Annotated in this window: 14 protein-coding genes, 1 tRNA gene and 1 pseudogene; 9 read left to right on the forward strand and 7 right to left on the reverse strand. The window is 72.8% G+C overall.

Annotated features, from left to right (window positions below):
• Nucleotides 1–43 precede the first annotated feature (43 nt).
• Nucleotides 44–523 carry a Dps family protein gene (locus IF54_RS0106120; protein ID WP_030315306.1) on the reverse strand — a complete coding sequence of 160 codons (480 nt, stop codon included), beginning with the start codon at nucleotides 521–523 and terminating at the stop codon, nucleotides 44–46.
• On the reverse strand, nucleotides 520–777 hold the full coding sequence (locus tag IF54_RS0106125; RefSeq protein WP_030315309.1) for a WhiB family transcriptional regulator: 258 nt from the start codon (nucleotides 775–777) through the stop codon (nucleotides 520–522). The genes IF54_RS0106120 and IF54_RS0106125 overlap by 4 nt, the downstream gene beginning before the upstream one ends.
• Before the next feature lie 209 nt (nucleotides 778–986).
• Here IF54_RS0106125 and IF54_RS0106130 point away from each other — a divergent pair, with 209 nt between their 5' ends.
• On the forward strand, nucleotides 987–1,760 hold the full coding sequence (locus tag IF54_RS0106130; RefSeq protein ID WP_030315310.1) for a sulfite exporter TauE/SafE family protein: 774 nt from the start codon (nucleotides 987–989) through the stop codon (nucleotides 1,758–1,760).
• 35 nt (nucleotides 1,761–1,795) lie between these two features.
• The gene (locus IF54_RS0106135; RefSeq protein ID WP_030315312.1) at nucleotides 1,796–2,542 is read left to right on the forward strand and encodes a cobalt-precorrin-6A reductase; all 747 of its coding nucleotides are present in this window, start codon (nucleotides 1,796–1,798) and stop codon (nucleotides 2,540–2,542) included.
• Here the strand turns inward: IF54_RS0106135 and IF54_RS43235 are convergent.
• From IF54_RS43235 to IF54_RS0106155, 4 genes and pseudogenes are all read right to left on the reverse strand, one after another.
• Nucleotides 2,529–2,765 (reverse strand): annotated as a pseudogene (locus tag IF54_RS43235) (hypothetical protein); the annotation flags it as partial. The gene IF54_RS0106135 and the pseudogene IF54_RS43235 sit on opposite strands and share 14 nt — an antisense overlap.
• A gap of 141 nt (nucleotides 2,766–2,906) precedes the next feature.
• Nucleotides 2,907–5,012 (reverse strand): MDR family MFS transporter, encoded by a 2,106-nt coding sequence (locus IF54_RS0106145; RefSeq protein WP_030315314.1) that lies wholly within the window; start codon nucleotides 5,010–5,012, stop codon nucleotides 2,907–2,909.
• Nucleotides 5,013–5,180: 168 nt separating this feature from the next.
• Nucleotides 5,181–5,954 carry a precorrin-6A synthase (deacetylating) gene (cobF, locus tag IF54_RS0106150; RefSeq protein ID WP_030315316.1) on the reverse strand — a complete coding sequence of 258 codons (774 nt, stop codon included), beginning with the start codon at nucleotides 5,952–5,954 and terminating at the stop codon, nucleotides 5,181–5,183.
• 355 nt (nucleotides 5,955–6,309) lie between these two features.
• Nucleotides 6,310–6,900 (reverse strand): DUF309 domain-containing protein, encoded by a 591-nt coding sequence (locus IF54_RS0106155; protein ID WP_030315318.1) that lies wholly within the window; start codon nucleotides 6,898–6,900, stop codon nucleotides 6,310–6,312.
• A gap of 99 nt (nucleotides 6,901–6,999) precedes the next feature.
• Here IF54_RS0106155 and IF54_RS0106160 point away from each other — a divergent pair.
• The 3 genes from IF54_RS0106160 to IF54_RS0106170 all read left to right on the forward strand — a co-directional run bounded on the left by IF54_RS0106160 (nucleotide 7,000) and on the right by IF54_RS0106170 (nucleotide 9,006).
• Nucleotides 7,000–7,073, forward strand: a tRNA-Pro gene (locus tag IF54_RS0106160).
• 189 nt (nucleotides 7,074–7,262) lie between these two features.
• Nucleotides 7,263–7,925 (forward strand): NUDIX domain-containing protein, encoded by a 663-nt coding sequence (locus tag IF54_RS0106165; RefSeq protein ID WP_030315320.1) that lies wholly within the window; start codon nucleotides 7,263–7,265, stop codon nucleotides 7,923–7,925.
• Nucleotides 7,926–8,022: 97 nt separating this feature from the next.
• Entirely contained in the window at nucleotides 8,023–9,006 is a 984-nt protein-coding gene (locus tag IF54_RS0106170) for an aldo/keto reductase (RefSeq protein WP_030315321.1), read from the forward strand.
• Between the two features lie 9 nt (nucleotides 9,007–9,015).
• On the opposite strand, the gene IF54_RS0106175 is transcribed toward IF54_RS0106170, so the two are convergent.
• A complete protein-coding gene (locus IF54_RS0106175) occupies nucleotides 9,016–9,756 on the reverse strand; it encodes a TetR/AcrR family transcriptional regulator (protein WP_030315324.1) in 741 nt (246 codons plus the stop codon).
• Nucleotides 9,757–9,926: 170 nt separating this feature from the next.
• Here IF54_RS0106175 and IF54_RS0106180 point away from each other — a divergent pair, with 170 nt between their 5' ends.
• Genes IF54_RS0106180 through IF54_RS43865 form a run of 4 tightly spaced genes read left to right on the forward strand, consistent with a single transcriptional unit; the run spans nucleotide 9,927 to nucleotide 16,348 of the window.
• Nucleotides 9,927–12,659 carry a DegT/DnrJ/EryC1/StrS family aminotransferase gene (locus tag IF54_RS0106180; protein WP_030315326.1) on the forward strand — a complete coding sequence of 911 codons (2,733 nt, stop codon included), beginning with the start codon at nucleotides 9,927–9,929 and terminating at the stop codon, nucleotides 12,657–12,659.
• Between the two features lie 44 nt (nucleotides 12,660–12,703).
• Nucleotides 12,704–13,711 (forward strand): LCP family protein, encoded by a 1,008-nt coding sequence (locus IF54_RS0106185; protein ID WP_037819379.1) that lies wholly within the window; start codon nucleotides 12,704–12,706, stop codon nucleotides 13,709–13,711.
• 4 nt (nucleotides 13,712–13,715) lie between these two features.
• A complete protein-coding gene (locus tag IF54_RS0106190; protein WP_030315328.1) occupies nucleotides 13,716–14,879 on the forward strand; it encodes a hypothetical protein in 1,164 nt (387 codons plus the stop codon).
• Nucleotides 14,870–16,348, forward strand: coding sequence for a polysaccharide biosynthesis tyrosine autokinase (locus tag IF54_RS43865; RefSeq protein ID WP_030315329.1), 1,479 nt, complete (start codon nucleotides 14,870–14,872; stop codon nucleotides 16,346–16,348). The genes IF54_RS0106190 and IF54_RS43865 overlap by 10 nt, the downstream gene beginning before the upstream one ends.
• Nucleotides 16,349–16,372: the final 24 nt, after the last annotated feature.

The following is a 16,372-nucleotide window of genomic DNA, read 5'->3' on the forward strand; positions in this document are numbered from 1 at the left end:
GTGCGCCTTTCCGTGGGTGGGTGCGCCTTCGGCTCGCGGCTGGTCAGTCCCGGGGCCAGTTCTCGGCCTCGAACATCCAGCGCTGCTTCTCCAGCTCGGCCGTGATGCCGATCAGCAGATCCTGGGTGACCGGGTCGGCCTTCTCGGTGGCTTCGATGCGCTCGCGCAGCCGGCCGATCGCCGCCTCCAGCGTCTCGGCCACCAGCCGCACGACCTCGTCGTCCTTGATCCAGCCGCTCTTCGAGCCGGGCAGCGAGTACGCGGACGCGATCGTCTCCGGACGGCCGTCGGGCGGCAGCCCCAGGGCGGCGGAGCGCTCCGCCACGGTGTCGGAGAAGGTGCGCGCCGTCGCCACCACCTCGTCCAGTTGCAGATGGATGGACCGGAAACGCGGGCCCACGATGTTCCAGTGCGCCTGCTTGCCGATCAGCGACAGGCCGATCAGATCCACCAGGGTGCTCTGAAGGGCCTCCCCGGCCGTCTCGCGGGCCGAGTCGGACAGGGTGCTCTTCACCACAGTCATACCGTGCTCCTCCTTCGGGCATGGTCAGTGCCGGTACGGAGCAGCGCGTCGCGTTCCTGCTCGCAGGTGCCGCCCCACACGCCCGAGGTCTGCCCGGTGCTGAGCGCCCACTCCAGGCACTCGGGGCGGACCGGGCAGCGGGCGCAGACCTGCTTGGCCGCCGCGATGTCGCGCACGGCGGGCCCTACCGTGCCCACGGGGAAGAACAGCTCGGGGTCCTCGCCCACGCAGGCCGCTCGACGCAACCACTCCATGGGGGCGCGGGTGCCCCGGGCGTACTGGTGCAAACAGTGGCGTCTCGGAGTGTGAGCACGTCGCCGGGGAAGTCCGTCACATCCGCGAAGACCCGCGGTCCGGTCTTCCCGTGACCGCCTCCTGCCGGGCGGCGGGAGTGCGCCAACAGGACCACTCGGCGAGACGGCACTTACCGCGGCGGTTACCTGCACTTAGCATCGGTCTCCGCATGAACACGATGACGCTCTGGCACATCTCCGGCTGGGAGTTCGCCGCGCTCGCCGCCGCGGCCCTGCTCGTCGGCTTCTCCAAGACGGCCGTCAGCGGGGCCAACACGGTCAGCCTCGCGATCTTCGCCGCCGTACTGCCCGCCCGCGCCTCCACGGGTGCGCTGCTGCCGATCCTGATCGCCGGTGACGTGCTCGCGGTGCTCACCTACCGACGGCACGCCCACTGGCCGACGCTCTGGCGGCTGTTCCCGGCGGTCGCGGTCGGCGTGGTCGCGGGCACCGTGTTCCTGGAGTGGGCGGACGACGGGATCGTACGGACCTCGATCGGCGCGATCCTGCTGCTGATGGCCGGGGTGACGGTCTGGCGCCGCCGCACGGCCGACGCGGAGGAGGAACCCGACTCGGTCGCCACCCGCGCGGGCCGTGTCAAGGCCCGCTCCTACGGCGTCCTCGGCGGCTTCACCACCATGGTCGCCAACGCCGGCGGGCCGGTGATGTCGATGTACCTGCTGTCGGCGGGCTTCCGCAAACTCGGCTTCCTCGGCACCTCGGCGTTCTTCTTCCTCATCGTCAACGTCTCCAAGGTGCCCTTCAGCCTCGGCCTCGGTCTGATCGACGGCCACTCCCTGCTGCTCGACCTCGCCCTCGTGGTGTTCGTCGTACCGGGCGCGTTCATCGGCAAATGGGCGGTGAACCGCATCAACCAGCGCCTCTTCGAGCGGTTGGTGATCGCGGCGACGGTGGTGGGGGCCGTGCAGTTGCTGGTGCGGTGACGGGCGGGGGTGTTCGGCCTCGTACGCTGGCCGTCATGTCCCCCCACGTCCTGGTTCTCGGCGGCACCACCGAGGCGCGTGAGCTGGCCGCCGTGCTCGCCGGCCGGCCGGGAGTGCGTGTCACCACCTCCCTCGCGGGCCGGGTGGCGAGGCCGGGGGCGGTCGCGGGGGAGGTGCGGGTCGGGGGGTTCGGCGGGGCGGAGGGGCTCGCCGAGTGGTTGCGGGAGGAGCACGTCGACGCCCTGGTCGACGCCACGCATCCCTTCGCCCGCGGCATCACCGGCAACGCGGCCCGGGCCGCCGCGGTGACCGGCGTGCCCTCGCTGGTGCTGCGCCGCCCCGGCTGGCGCCCCGGCCCACGGGACCGCTGGCACCTGGTCGACTCCCTCGACGAGGCCGCGGCGGCGCTGCCCGGTCTCGGCCGACGCGTGTTCCTGACCACCGGCCGGATGGACCTGGCCGCGTTCGCCCCTCTCACCGGCCTCCACTTCGTCGTACGGTCGGTGGAGCCGCCCGAGCCGCCGATGCCGCCGCACGCCGAAGTCCTCCTGGCCCGCGGGCCGTTCACGGTTGAGGACGAGTCGGCGCTCCTGCGGGCCCACCGCATCGACGTCCTGGTGACCAAGGACAGCGGGGGAGCGGCCACCGCCGCCAAGCTCACCGCCGCCCGCGAACTGGCCCTGCCCGTCGTGGTCGTACGCCGACCGCCCCTGCCGCACGGGGTCACGGAGGTACCGGACCCGGCGGGAGTCCTGCGGTGGCTGGACCTCAACTCGCCGTGACCGAGGCCCGCATACGGTCGAAAGTGCGGAGCACCTCGTCGCGGTTCCGTGCCCGCTTGACCCACACGGGCAGCCGGGCGACGCAGGTCATCTTCCGGCCGTGCTCGTACCAGGGGTCCCGCTCGCGCAGCGAGGCGGCCACGAACCGCCGGATCAGGTCCGGATGCGCGAGGTCGTACGCCCACAGCTCCCCGTGCCGCGTTCAGGCACGCAGCCAGAGCGGGGGCCGGGAGCAGCCGTTCACGGTCCGGGACAGCCCCTCCAGGTCAAGCGGGCCGTCCACTCGAAGCGAGAGCCGAGTCGGTGAAGTCGTAGGCCTGCGAACCGGGGTCGTGAAACACGCGTTCCGCCGGGCACCCCGTTTTCAGGTGGTCGTGGTTGCCTCCAACTCCCTCGTGCGCTGCGGGAGTCCGGTGCTGAGGTCCTCGACGAGGAGACGCTTGGCGATCGTGTCCACGGCGGCGCGCAGGTCCGTGCCCGAGGGGCGGCCGATGTCCAGCTGCACCCGGTCCGCCAGCCAGTTGCCCCACGCGGCGCCGATGACCCGGGCCTCGCGCGCGCCCCCCTCGGTGTGCGAGAGGAGATGACCCGCCCGGGTCAGATAGCCCTCCTCGACCATCCGGTCGAAGACCGGCAGCAGCACCTCGGGCGGCAGATGCCGGCGCGCGGCGATCATGCCGAGGCTGGCGTGGCCGACCATCCGCGTGTGCAGCTCCACCTGCATCACCGCCCAGGCCCCGGCGATGTCCAGCCGGGTGTCGGAGTCCGCGATGATCCGGCGCGCGGTGTCGAGGTCGGTACTGCCGATGATCTTCCCCACGGTCGCCTCCAGCACCCGCTGCGAGTCCGCCCCGGACGGTGACGCGAACCCCTCGCCCAGGTCGGTCGAGCCGGCCCGTGCGCTGTCCCGCAGCTGGACCTGCTTGAGGAACAGGGCGACGACGAAGCCCAGCCCGGCCACCGGCACCGTCCACAGGAAGACGGTCTGGAGGGTCTGGGCGTAGGCGTCGATGATCGGTGCGGCGACGGCCGACGGCAGTCGGTGCAGGCCCTCCGGGCTGGTCGCGGCCCTGGTGACCGTGACCGGGTCCAGGCCGCCGCCGCCCGCCCGGACGGCGGAGGCGATGCCGTCCTTGAGGTTCGGGTTCAGGGTGTTGGTGTAGATCGTGCCGAAGACCGCGGTGCCGAAGGAACTGCCCAGCGTACGGAAGAAGGTGACGCCGGAGGTCGCGGTGCCGAGGTCGGAGTACTCCACGGTGTTCTGCACGGCGATGGTCAGCACCTGCATGCACAGCCCGATGCCGGTGCCCAGCACGAACATGTACAGGGACTCCAGCCAGGCGCCCGTGGACGACCCCATCAGGGACATCAGGAACAGCCCGAGCCCCATCACCAGCGAGCCGGCGATCGGGAAGAGCCGGTAGTGACCGGTCCTGCTCACCACGTTGCCGCTGGCCACCGACGCGATCAGCAGGCCGATCACCATGGGCAGTGTCCGTACGCCGGAGACCGTGGCCGAGTCGCCGTCGACGTACTGGAGATAGGTCGGCAGATACGTCATCGCGCCCAGCATCGCGAAGCCGACGATGAAGCTGAGGATCGAGCAGACCGTGAACACCGGGTTGTTGAACAGCCGCATCGGCAGCATGGGTTCGGCGGCCCGGGTCTCCACCCAGCAGAACAGCCCGAGCGCGAGAGCGCCGCCGACGAACAGGCCGATGATGACGCCGGAGCCCCAGGCGTACTCGTTGCCGCCCCAGCTCGTCGCCAGGATCAGGGCGCTGGCGCCCACCGCGACGAACGCGATGCCCAGGTAGTCGATCACCGGCCGCACGGCCGACTTGACGACGGGGATGGTGCGGGCGGCCGCGAAGACCACGATGATCGCGATCGGGACGTTGACGTAGAACGCCCAGCGCCAGGTCAGATGGTCGGTGAACAGCCCGCCCAGCAACGGGCCGATGACGGTGGCCACCCCGAACACGGCCCCGATGGCGCCCTGGTACTTGCCCCGCTCGCGCAGCGGGATGACGTCGGCGATCAACGCCATCGCCGTCACCATCAGACCGCCCGCCCCGACCCCCTGCATCGCCCGCCACGTGATCAGCAACGACATGTCGGAGGCGAGACCGCACAGGAACGAGCCCGTGATGAACACGATCGCCGAGACCTGGAAGACCACCTTGCGCCCGAACAGGTCACCGAACTTGCCGACCAGCACGGTCGAGACGGTCTCCGCGAGGAGGTACGACGTGACGACCCACGACATGTGCTGGGCGCCGCCGAGGTCCGAGACGATCGTCGGCAGCGCGGTGCCCACGATGGTCTGGTCGAGGGCGGCGAGCAGCATCCCCAGCATGATCGTCACGAAGACGACGTTGCGCCGGCGCGCGTCCAGCACGGGGGGCTGGTCGGCGGGGGCGGTGGCGGCGGGCGGTGCGGACTCCGCAGGGTGCTCGGCGACTGTCACAAGGGCACGATCACACCGCTGGGCCATCCGTGCATGCCGGGCGGTCCGCGCGGGTGCCTGCGTGCGGGCTCGGGGGTAACGGCCGCTCTCCCGTGTCCAGCCCTGCTTCTGTGTCTACCCCTGCTTCCGTGTCCACCTCTGCTTTCGTGTCCACCCTTGTTTCCGTGGCTACCCCTGCTTCGGGTGACGGCGGAGCAGATACGTGTCCATGATCCAGCCCTTGCGCTCCCGGGCCTCGGCGCGCAGCCGCTCGATCCGGGGGACGGCCTCGGCGATCGGTCCCGACGCGAGGATCTCGTCCGGTGTGCCTATGTAGGCGCCCCAGTAGATGTCGATGTCCTGGTCGGCGTAGGCGCGGAAGGACTGGTGGGCGTCGAGCATCACCACCACGTCGTCCACGCCCTCGGGGAACCCCTCCGCGAGGCGCCGGCCGGTGGTGATCTGGACGGGGCGGGCGACACGGTTCAGGCCGGTGCGGTGGCGGGCGACGAGCGCCGAGACACTGCTGATGCCGGGCACGACGTCGTAGTCGAAGGTCACCGAGCCGCGCTCAAGGATCTCCTCCAGGATGCCGAGCGTGCTGTCGTACAGCGCCGGGTCGCCCCACACCAGGAACGCGCCGCTCTCCTCCTCACCCAGCTCCTCGGAGATCAGCCGCTCGTAGATGTCGGCGCGGGCGCTGCGCCAGTCCCCGACGGCGGGGGAGTACGCGGAGCCGCCCGCACGCCGGTCCCGCTCCGGGTCCTGGGCCTCGACCACCCGGTAGGTGCCCTCGGGTACGTGCGTGTCCAGCATCTCCCGGCGCAGCTGCGTCAGGTCGCTCTTCACCTCGCCCTTGTCCAGGACGAAGAACACGTCCGTGCTCCGCAGCGCCCTGACCGCCTGAAGGGTCAGCTGCTCGGGGTTGCCCGCGCCGATACCGATGACATGAATCTTTCGCACCCCCCGAGTCTGCCGCACCCCACTGACAGGCAGGTCACCGCGTCGGGGCTTACGGGTGCGCGGGCGTTCGCGCGACGGGGAGGGGGCGTCCTGCCCGTGCGCCGGGTCACCGGGCTCCGCGGCACCGGCCGGTCTGCGCCGGGCCCGCGACCGGGGGCCCGGTGCTCCCGTGCCCCAGCGACGGCCACTTGGCGGTCCCCCTTCGCCACACCGCCGGGGCACGGGTTCCCCGCGTCACCCCGCAGCCGCGACGGGGACGGCAACCCGGCGGCCCAGCCCCCCGGACGCACCGCCGGGAACGGCTGTCCGGCGGCCCAGCCCCCCGGACGCACCGCCGGGCCACAGGTCCCGCCCCTCACCCCCGCAGCCGTGGACGGCGGGTCCGTGCGTCCACCGGTGCCGCTGTCCGTTCCACCTCCTCCGCCAGCGCCCGCGCCCACTGCGCGAGCCCGGCCAGGTCCATCTCGTACGGCCGCTGCCGCCCGGCCCCCGACGCCGCCCACTCCGTCACCGCCCCGGCCCCGCGCCGCAGCAGCCTCGCGCCGCCCGTGACGTTCCCGCGGGCCGCGTGCGTGAGGCCCACGGCTAGCTGGGCCAGCCCCCGCCACAGGCCGCGTTCCTCCTCGGGGCCCGACTTCCAGGCGTCCTCGAAGACCTCGTGGGCGTGGAAGGGCCGCCCGGCGTCCAGCAGGTCCTGGGCCTCGGTCACCGTCTCCTGCGGGGTGCGCACCAAGCCCTCCGGCTGCCGTGGGACGCCCTCGGAGCCGTACGGCAGCGGCCGCCCGAGCCCGTCCCGCGGCCGGGCGTTGCGCGCCCGCCCTTCCTCGTCCCGGTCCCGCGCGTCGCGGACCCGCCCCTCGTGGTCCCGGTCCTGTGCGTTGCGCGCCCGCCCGTCGTCGTCCCGGTCCCGTGCGTCCGCCTGGCGTCCTGAGGATGTACTGGCCATACGCCGATTGTCCCGCGCCCGGTGCCTGCTTCGGACGAGCCCCCGACGTGGGGTAAAGTTCTGTACGCGCGTTCCCGCGGTCACCGCGGGTCGGCACACCGGGACGTGGCGCAGCTTGGTAGCGCACTTGACTGGGGGTCAAGGGGTCGCAGGTTCAAATCCTGTCGTCCCGACGGTGCGAAGGGTCTTCGCGGGCGAGAGCCCGTGGAGGCCCTTTTCGTGTGGATGCCTCCGCCCGGCCCTGCGCAGGCGTGCGCGCCGAAGGGGGGCGCCTCGCGCGACGGGGCCGCTACCGGAGTGGTAGAAGCGGTCATGACCAACTCGCACTTCCCCCGCTGCTCCCGCTTCCCGGCCGGTGTCCGATGACCGAGGGCGTCGACACCCCCGACCGCCGGGGCCGCACCGGACTCGACCGCACCGGCCTGGACCTGACCGGCAATCCACGCGTCAGGGTCCGGGAGGTGACCCTGCTGTCCAGCCACTGGTACGTCGAGCGGGCCACGACCTTCGACATCCAGCACGCCGACGGCAGTTGGAGCACCCAGCAGCGCGAGACCCACGACCGCGGCAACGGGGCCACCATGCTCCTGTACGACAGGGCCCGCGAGACCGTCCTGCTCACCCGGCAGTTCCGCTACCCGGTGTACGTCAACGGCCACCCGGACGGACTGCTGATCGAGACCCCGGGCGGCCTGCTCGACGACGATGACGAGCACCCGGAGATCGCGGTGCGGCGCGAGGTCGTCGAGGAGACCGGGCACACCATCGGCGAGGTCCGGCACGTCTTCGACGTCTACATGAGCCCCGGTTCGGTCACCGAACGCGTCAGCTTCTACGCCGCCGAGTACGCCCCGTCGACCCGTACCCACGAGGGCGGCGGCCTCGACGAGGAGGGCGAGGACATCGAGATCCTCGAACTGCCCTTCCGCCAGGCCCTGGAGATGATCCGCACCGGGGAGATCGCCGACGCCAAGACGATCATGCTGCTCCAATGGGCGGCGCTGGAGGGCCCGTTCGCCAAGTGAGCGCAAGTGAGCACGCGGGCCCTTGACTTGAAGTGCGCTTCAAGATGAAGACTCCCGTGTGTGCCCCCGAGACGGGTACACATGGGAGGGAATCACCATGAAGTACCGCACCATCGGCACCGATCCGGCGACCCGCCGCGAGGTCAGCGTCCTCGCGCTCGGCGCGATGCTGTTCGGCTCACGGACCGACGAGAAGACCTCGTTCGCCGTTCTCGACCGCTATGTCGAGGCCGGCGGCACCTTCATCGACACGTCCGACAACTACGCCTACTGGGAGGACGGCGGTCAGGGCGGCCAGAGCGAGGAACTGCTCGGCCGGTGGCGGCGCAGCCGCGGCATCGGCGGCGAGGTCGTCATCGCCACCAAGCTCGGCGCCCGCCCGCTGGCCCCCGGCACGGGCTACGCCGACAACGCCGAGGGCCTGTCGGCGAAGGTGATCCGGGAGTCCGCGGAGCGCAGCCGGGAACGCCTCGGCGTCGACGAACTGGACCTGCTGTACGCGCACATCGAGGACCACGGCGTGCCGCTCCGGGAAACGGTCGAGGGGTTCGCCGCACTGGTGGCCGAGGGCACGGTGGGTCTGCTGGGGGTGAGCAACCATGCCACCTGGCGTGTGGAACGGGCCCGGGCGCTCGCGGCGGCGGTCGGACTCCCCGGCTACGAGGTCCTCCAGTACGCCCACAGCCACCTGCGCCCCCGTACCGACGTGCCCGAGCCCCTGTTCCCCGACGGCAGCCTCGGGCACGCGGGCCCTGACCTGCTGAGCTATCTGCGCGCGGAACCCGGGCTCACCCTGGTCGCCTACTCACCGCTGCTGAAGGGCGCCTACACCCACCCGGAGCGCCTCCCCGCGGACTTCGACCACCCGGGCACCGCGTCCCGCCTGAAGGTCCTGGCCGAGGTGGCGAAGGAGACCGGTGCGAGTGTGAACCAGGTGGTCCTGGCCTGGCAGATCGGCGGCGACCTGCCGATCGTCCCGCTGGCGGGGGTGTCGTCGGTGGCCCAGCTGGAGGAGAACCTGGCGGCGGTGGACCTGGAACTCACACCGGAGCAGCGGGCGCGGCTGGACGGGGTCCACTGAGCGGTCGGCTCACCCCTGTGTGCCGGTGAAGCGGTCGAGCAGTGCGTCCAGCCCCTCCGTCAGACCCGCCACCCCGCCCCGCTCGGCGAGGGTGGGGGCCAACTCCCGCAGGACGGGCAGTTCCCGGGCCGGCATGTGGTGCAGGCCGAGCCGGAACGCCGGATCCGACTCCTCGGGGTTGTCCACCATCGGCCGTAGCTCCACCGCCACATAGCCCAGCAGCCAGGAGGTGAACGCCCGGAAGGCCGCGACCGCCCCGGCGTCGTCCAGGCCGCTCTCCCTCAGCAGCGTGAGCACTCTCTCGTGATCCCTCAGCACGGCGAGCGGCCGGCGGGCCAGCGGGACGGCGAGCATGCGGGTGGCGAGCAGCGGGACGGCCTGGGGGTGGGCGAGGCAGACGTCGTACGTCGCCCGGGCCACGCGGTGCAGTCCGGCGCGCCAGGAAGGCGCCGCGGGCTCGCGGGCGAGCCGCTCCTCCAGTTCCAGGTAGAGGGCTTCCACCAGTCCGTCCAGCAGGGCGTCCTTGCTGTCGGCATAGCGGTAGAGCGCCATCGCCTCGACGCCGAGCTCGGCGCCGAGGCGGCGCATGCTCAGCGCCGACAGGCCCTCGCGGTCGACGAGTTCCAGGGCGCTGGCCAGCACGCGCTCCCGGCTCAGTCGGCCGTAGCGGCCGCGGTCGCCGGCGCGGCGTGCCGGGCCCGCCGCCGCCCGGGCACCGCCGCTCCGCTCCTCAGCCCGCTCAGCTGCCATGCCTCGCCTCCGGTAGGTCGCTCCGCGCGGTGCGTTCCGCCTGTGTTGACTCTACGCATGACCGGGGGCAGGGTGTACGTATACGGCGTAAATATACGCTTTCGGGACAGGAGGGTGCGGCTGCCCGCACGGAGCCCCGCCCCCGGGAGAGCCAGAGGTGGGAGCGCGAGATGACCGTCCATCGACTGCGGTCCCGGCAGGAGCAGCCAGACCACCGCAGGCCTTCCCAGGACCGCCTCGACCCCCTCGCGCGCGGCGCCGACGGGCCGGCGGGACCGGACCGGCGGGACGTCCCCTTCGCCACGACCTGGATCAGTCCGGAGGCGCGGCGGGCCGCGCAGAAGGTCCTCGCCTCCGGCTGGGTCACCACCGGCCGCGAGACCGCACACTTCGAGGACGACTTCGCGGCCTACGTCTCGGCCCCGCACGCCGTCGCGGTGAGCTCCTGCACGGCCGCCCTCGAACTGGCGCTGCGTGCCCTCGCGTTGCCGGCCGGCGCGCCCGTCCTGGTCCCGGCGCTCACCTTCTGCGGAGCGGCCCAGGCCATCCTCCACGCCGGACTGCGACCCGTCCTGGTCGACGTCGACCCCGGCACCGGAATGCCGACGCCCGCCACCGTCACCGCGGCGGCCGCCGCGTGCGGCCGGCCCGCGGCGATGATGGTCCTGCACTACACCGGCGCCCCCGCGCCCGTCGCCGCACTCGCCGAGGCCGCCGGACTGCCCCTCACCCGCGTCGTCGAGGACGCCGCGCACGCCCTGGGCGCCACGGTGGGGGAGCGTCCCGTGGGCGGCGTGTCGCGGGCGACCTGCTTCAGTTTCTACGCCACCAAGAACCTGCCGATCGGCGAGGGCGGCATGGTCACCACCGGCGATCCGCTGATCGCCGACCGGATCCGCCGCGCCCGGCTGCACGGCATGTCCGCCGACGCCTGGCGGCGCGCACTGCCCGGCGGCAATTGGCGCTACACCGTCGAGGAGGCCGGGCTCAAGGCCAACATGACGGACGTGCAGGCCGCCATCGGGCGGGCCCAGCTCCGCCACCTGGCCGCGTGGCAGGAGCGCCGAGACACCCTCGCCGAGCAGTACGCGGCGGCGCTGGCGGCCGTACCGGGCATCGAACCGCTGCGCTCTCCCGCGCCCGGCCGGCACGCGCGCCACCTCCAGGTCGTCCGGGTGCTCGAGTCGTACGGGACGAGCCGTGACGAACTCGTCGAGCGGCTGGCCGCGCACGGCATCGGCACCTCGGTCCACTTCATCCCACTGCACCACATGCCGTACTTCCGGCAGGCCGCGATCATCCCGCCGGGCGGCCTGCCGGGCGCCGACGCGCTGTTCCCGCAGCTGCTGTCCCTGCCCCTGTACCCGCACCTGTCCGAGCACTCGGTCGACCGCGTCTGCGCCCACCTCGCGCGGTACGCCGCCCGCACCCGCCGCCCCACCGGCCTGCGCACCCTGGTCATCGGCGCGGGCGAGGCCGGACGGGCGCTGGCCCGGGACCTCGCGCACACCCCGCAGTACGGGCTGGAACCCGTCGGCTTCCTGGACGACGACCCGGCCAAACGCAGGGCGGGCCTCGTCGGGGGCCTGCCCGTCCTAGGCACCCTGGAGGACACCGGCAGCCTCGTGCCGCTGCACCGGGCCGAGGCGGTGGTGGTGGCCATCCCGGGGCTGGCCCCGGCCAGGTTCCGCCGGGTGGCGCGGGCCGCCGAGGCCGTCGGGGCCAGCGTGCGCTACCTGCCGTCGTTCATCGCCGCGCTCCGGCGGGACGTGGTGGGCGACGACATGCGGGAACTGGACGTGCGCGCGCTGATCGGCCGCGCCGAGATGCATGTCGTCAGCCCCGAGGCCGGTGCCACGATCGCCGGACGGCGGGTCCTGGTCACCGGCGCCGGCGGCTCGATCGGCAGCGAGCTGTGCCACCAGGTCCGCGCCTTCGGCCCCAGCCGTCTGTTCCTCCTGGACCACGACGAGTCGAACCTGCACCGGCTCCAACTGGAGCTGCACGGCGACGCGTTGCACTCCGACGACATCGTGATCTCGGACATCCGCGACCGCCCCCGCATCGACCAGATCTTCCGCCGGCTGCGCCCCGAGGTGGTCTTCCACGCGGCCGCGCACAAACACCTGCCGCTGCTCGAACTGCACCCCTGCGAAGGCGTGAAGTCGAACGTGCGCGGCACCGAGAACCTGGTCCGGGCCGCCACGGCGGCCGGCACCGCGCGGTTCGTGCTGATCTCCACCGACAAGGCGGCCGACCCGGTGTCGGTGCTCGGCGCCACGAAACGGCTGGCCGAGCTGATCGTGCACTGCGCCCAGCGCAGCGCCCCGCCCGGGACCGTCTTCGCCGCCGTCCGCTTCGGCAACGTGCTCGGCAGCCGCGGCTCCCTGCTGTCGGTCGTGGCCCAGCAACTGGGCGCCGGCTCCCCGGTGACCGTCACGCATCCCGACGCGACCCGCTTCTTCATGACCGTGGAGGAGGCGGTGGGCCTGGTCCTGGAAGCGGCGCGCACGGCCCGCGGCGGCGAGGTGCTGGTGCTCGACATGGAGAGCCCGGTGCGGATCGTGGACCTCGTCCGCGGGTACGCCCGCTCCCTGCACGTCCCCGACGTCGACATCCGCTACACCGGCCTGCGTCCCGGCGAGAAACTCAACGAGACGCTGTTCGCCAGCGAGGAGCAGCACAGCCGCACCGCCCACCCCCGCATCCTCGCCGTCACCTCCCCGGACGAGCACACCGCCGACCTCGTCCAGCGCCTGCCCGAGCTGTACGCCGCCGCCGACAGCGACGACACCGACGAGGTGCGCCGCGTCCTCACCGACCTGCTGCCCGGCTTCCCCGCCCCGGCACCGGCCCCCGGGCCGCACGCCGGGCTGGCCGACCCGTACCCGGACGACTTCTGATGCCCGCGCCCCGCCGGTGGCCGAGCTGGGAGCCGAGACCGCGGATGCGGCGCCCCCGCCATCTGCTGCGGCGCTTCCTGGTGGCCGCCCTGGTCACCGTCATCGCCCTGCTGGGCCTCGGGGCGGGCGGCTTCTGGTGGGCCACCGAGCACTACGGCGACCAGGTCACCCGCATTCCCGACGCCTTCCCCGAGGGCCCCCGCCCGCCCAAGCCCCCCGGCCACGACGGCGGTACGACCTTCCTGCTCGCCGGCGTCGACAGCCGCTCCCGGCGTCCGACCACCGGCAGCGACGCCACCGGCCCGCTGTGGAAGTACGGTGCACAGCGCAGCGACACGCTCATGCTGGTGCACCTCAGCGGCGACGAACGCAGCGCCGCCACCCTGTCCCTGCCCAGGGACAGCTGGGTCCCGATCCCCGGTCACGGCTCGGCGAAGATCAACGCCGCCTTCTCCTGGGGCGGACCGCCCCTGCTCATCCGGACCGTGGAGCAGCTCACCGGCACCCGCGTCGACCACTTCGGCGTCATCGACTGGCACGGCTTCCGCGCCCTCACCGACGCCGTCGGCGGCGTCCCCGTCACCATCGACCGCGACACCTACGACCCCGAGCAGCACCGGCACTTCACCGCCGGCACCCACGTCCTCGACGGCGAGCAGGCCCTCGCCTACGTCCGCCAGCGGCACGGCCTGCCCGGCGGCGAACTGGACCGCATCAAACGCCAGCAGCAGTTCCTGCACAGCCTCGTCGGCCAGGTCCGCGCCGACATCAGCGTCACCGACCCGCTCGCCACCGACCGCATGCTCGACGCGATCACGCGCGCGGTCAGCGTCGACGACCGGATGTCCAACGGGGACCTGCGCGACCTGGCCCTCGGGCTGCGTCACCTGAACGCGGCGAACACCCGGTTCGACACCGCGCCGATCATCCGGTCGGACATGATCCGCGGCCAGTACGCCCTGATCCTCGACCGGCCCGCGCTGCGCGCACAGGTCCGCGCCCTCGAAGCCGGAGACCGCCCGGGAAAGGAACCCGCCACCGCGAGGAGGTAGTCCGTTGACCAGCGTGCCCACGAGGGCGACCAGGCGCGTCCTCGTCATCTGCCAGCTCGACGCCTACGCCAACGGCGTGAAGCCCGTCGAGATCCAGCGCTTCCTGCGGCAACGGGGGCACGACGTACATCTCGTCGACACCTACCACCTCAGCAGGTCCCGGCGCGCCCCGGCACGGCTCGCCGGCCGGCTCCCCGCGCCCGGCCTCCGCAAGGCCGCCCTCTACGCGACCGAGGCGACCTCGGCCGCGCTCACCCGGCGCTGGCGCTTCGGCCGACGGCACCTGTCCTACTACCTGCTCGTGGCCGACCACCGGCTGCGGCGCGCGATCCTCAGACGCGAGCTGCCCCTCGACGACTTCGACCTGGTGATCTGCGAGACCGTCTACGACGCCGGGGTGCTGACCGAGGCCACCTCGGCCCGCACGCTCTACGACGCCCCGGCCCCGTGGGCCGACGAGGTGTACTTCGACGGCAGGGTGACCGAACGGCAGCACCACAAGCTGCGGCGGCTGGAGACGGCCCTCTTCGAGGGCGTCGACCATCTGGCCCTGCACTGGGACTCGTACGCGCGCTACGCGGTCGAGCACTACGGGATCAGCGGGCGCAACCTGATGTCCCTCAACTTCGGCTGCGCTCCCTCGCCCCGGCGGGCGGAGTTCGCCGCGCCGCCGCGCATCGTCTACCTCGGCAACGTGACCGCCGGCTTCAACAACCCGGCCCTGCTCTCGCGCCTGTCCGCGCTGTACCCCCGCATCGACGTCTACGGCGGCCCCCCGCCCGATCCCGCGCTCGGCCTCCACTACCTCGGCTACGCCCCCTCGACCGACGTGCTGCGGAACTACCAGCTGGGACTGGTCACGTGCAGCGAGGACCAGCTGCGCCGGGAGGGGTTCTCCTCGAAACACGTCCAGTACCTGTCGTACGGCCTGCCCGTGCTGGTTCCCGCCTGGCGGCGCCATCTGGACCTGCTGCGCGGCTCGGTGGTCTACACCGAGGACACCTTCCGTGCCGTCGTCGAGGACCTGGGCGAGGAGCGCCGGTGGCGGGCGGTCAGCGACGAGGCGTACGCCCAGGCCGAGCGTCTGAGCTGGGACGAGACCCTGCGCCCGCTGGAACGCCTGCTCGGCGACGACCCCCACCCCTCCAGGGACTCGACATGGACCTGAACGCCTATCGCCGTCTGCTGCGCTTCCACTGGGTGGCGATCCTCCTGCTGACGCTCCTGGGCGCGGCCGCCGGGGCAGCGGTGGCCCAGTCGCAGTCGCCGGTCTACGCGGCCAAGGCCCAGATGCTGGTGACCGTCTCCGCCCCGGGGGAGGACTCCAGCCAGGCCTACCAGGGCGCGCTCCTGTCCCAGCAGCGCGCCAAGTCGTACACGACCCTGCTGACCGGTCAGTCCGTGCTGCGGCAGCTCACCGACCAACTGGGGCTGCCGTACTCGGTGGAGCACATGAAGAGCCACATCACCGCGGACAACCCGACCGACACCGCGGTCATCGACGTCACGGTGAAGGACCGCTCGGCCCAGCGGGCGCGGCAGATCGCGCAGGCGCTGGGACCGGCGTTCTCCAGGATCGTCTCGTCCGCCGAGAACTCCGGGCAGCTGGGCGACGGAAAGGCTCCCGTGATCAACGTCAGGACGCTGGAGCCGGTCCAGCTCCTCGACGGACCGGTCTCCCCGCACAAGAGCTTCGACATCCTCCTCGGACTCGCCGTGGGCCTGTTCCTCGGGCTCGTGTGGGCGGTCGGCCGTGAGGTCACGGACACCCGGATCCGGGACGTCCAGGACCTGGAGCAGAACACGGACGCCGACGTCCTGGGCGTCCTGCCCCGGGGCGGCCGGAACCGGGACCGGGAGTTCCGGACGGGGCTGCCCGACGCGCCGGTCCGGGCCCAGGCCTTCCGGTGGCTGGCCCTGACGACCGAGATCCCCGCCCGCGGACCCGGGGCCCGGGCGTACGTGGTGACCTCGCCCCTCGGCGGGGAGGAGCCGGCCGGCGTCGCCGCCGGGCTGGCGATCGCCCTGGCCGAGAACGGCACACGGACGATCGTGGTCGACGCCCAGCGCTCCCGCCCCCAACTGGCCGACCTGCTCGGCCTGTCGTCCCCCTGGGCCCTCACGGACGTCCTGGACGGCCGGGTCTCCCTCGACGAGGCCCTGCGGACCTGGCGCGACGACGTGCCGCTGCGGGTCCTCGCCGGGCGCGTCGCGGAACCCGGCTCCGAGGCCCCGCCGCTGCGCCAGGCGGAGGTCGCCGACCTGCGCGGCCGGCTCACCGCACGGGCCGACGCCGTGGTCTTCCTCGCACCTCCCGTGCTGACCCGCAGCGACGCGACCGTCGTGGCCCGGGCCGTGGGACAGGTGATCCTCGTGGCGGAGGCCAGGGTCACCCGCGTACCGGACTTCGTCCAGTCGGTCCAGCGCCTGCGCTCGGTCGGCGTCGGCGTGCTGGGCGCCGTGCTCAGCGGGGAGCGGGGGCGGCGCAGCAGGCCGTACGTTCCGGCGGTCTCCCCGCCCGCCCGCCTGAACGGGCGTGATGTGCGCCGTGAGGACCACGGCAGGTCCCACACGGCGGAATGGTCCCCGGGAAACGGCGCCGGGCCCCGGCGCGCCCCGAAGGCGGAACCCCGGTGAGGACGCACGGGACCCGGAGCGGGG

Source organism: Streptomyces sp. NRRL B-3229 (assembly GCF_000719505.1).
Lineage (GTDB): Bacteria > Actinomycetota > Actinomycetes > Streptomycetales > Streptomycetaceae > Streptomyces > Streptomyces griseorubiginosus.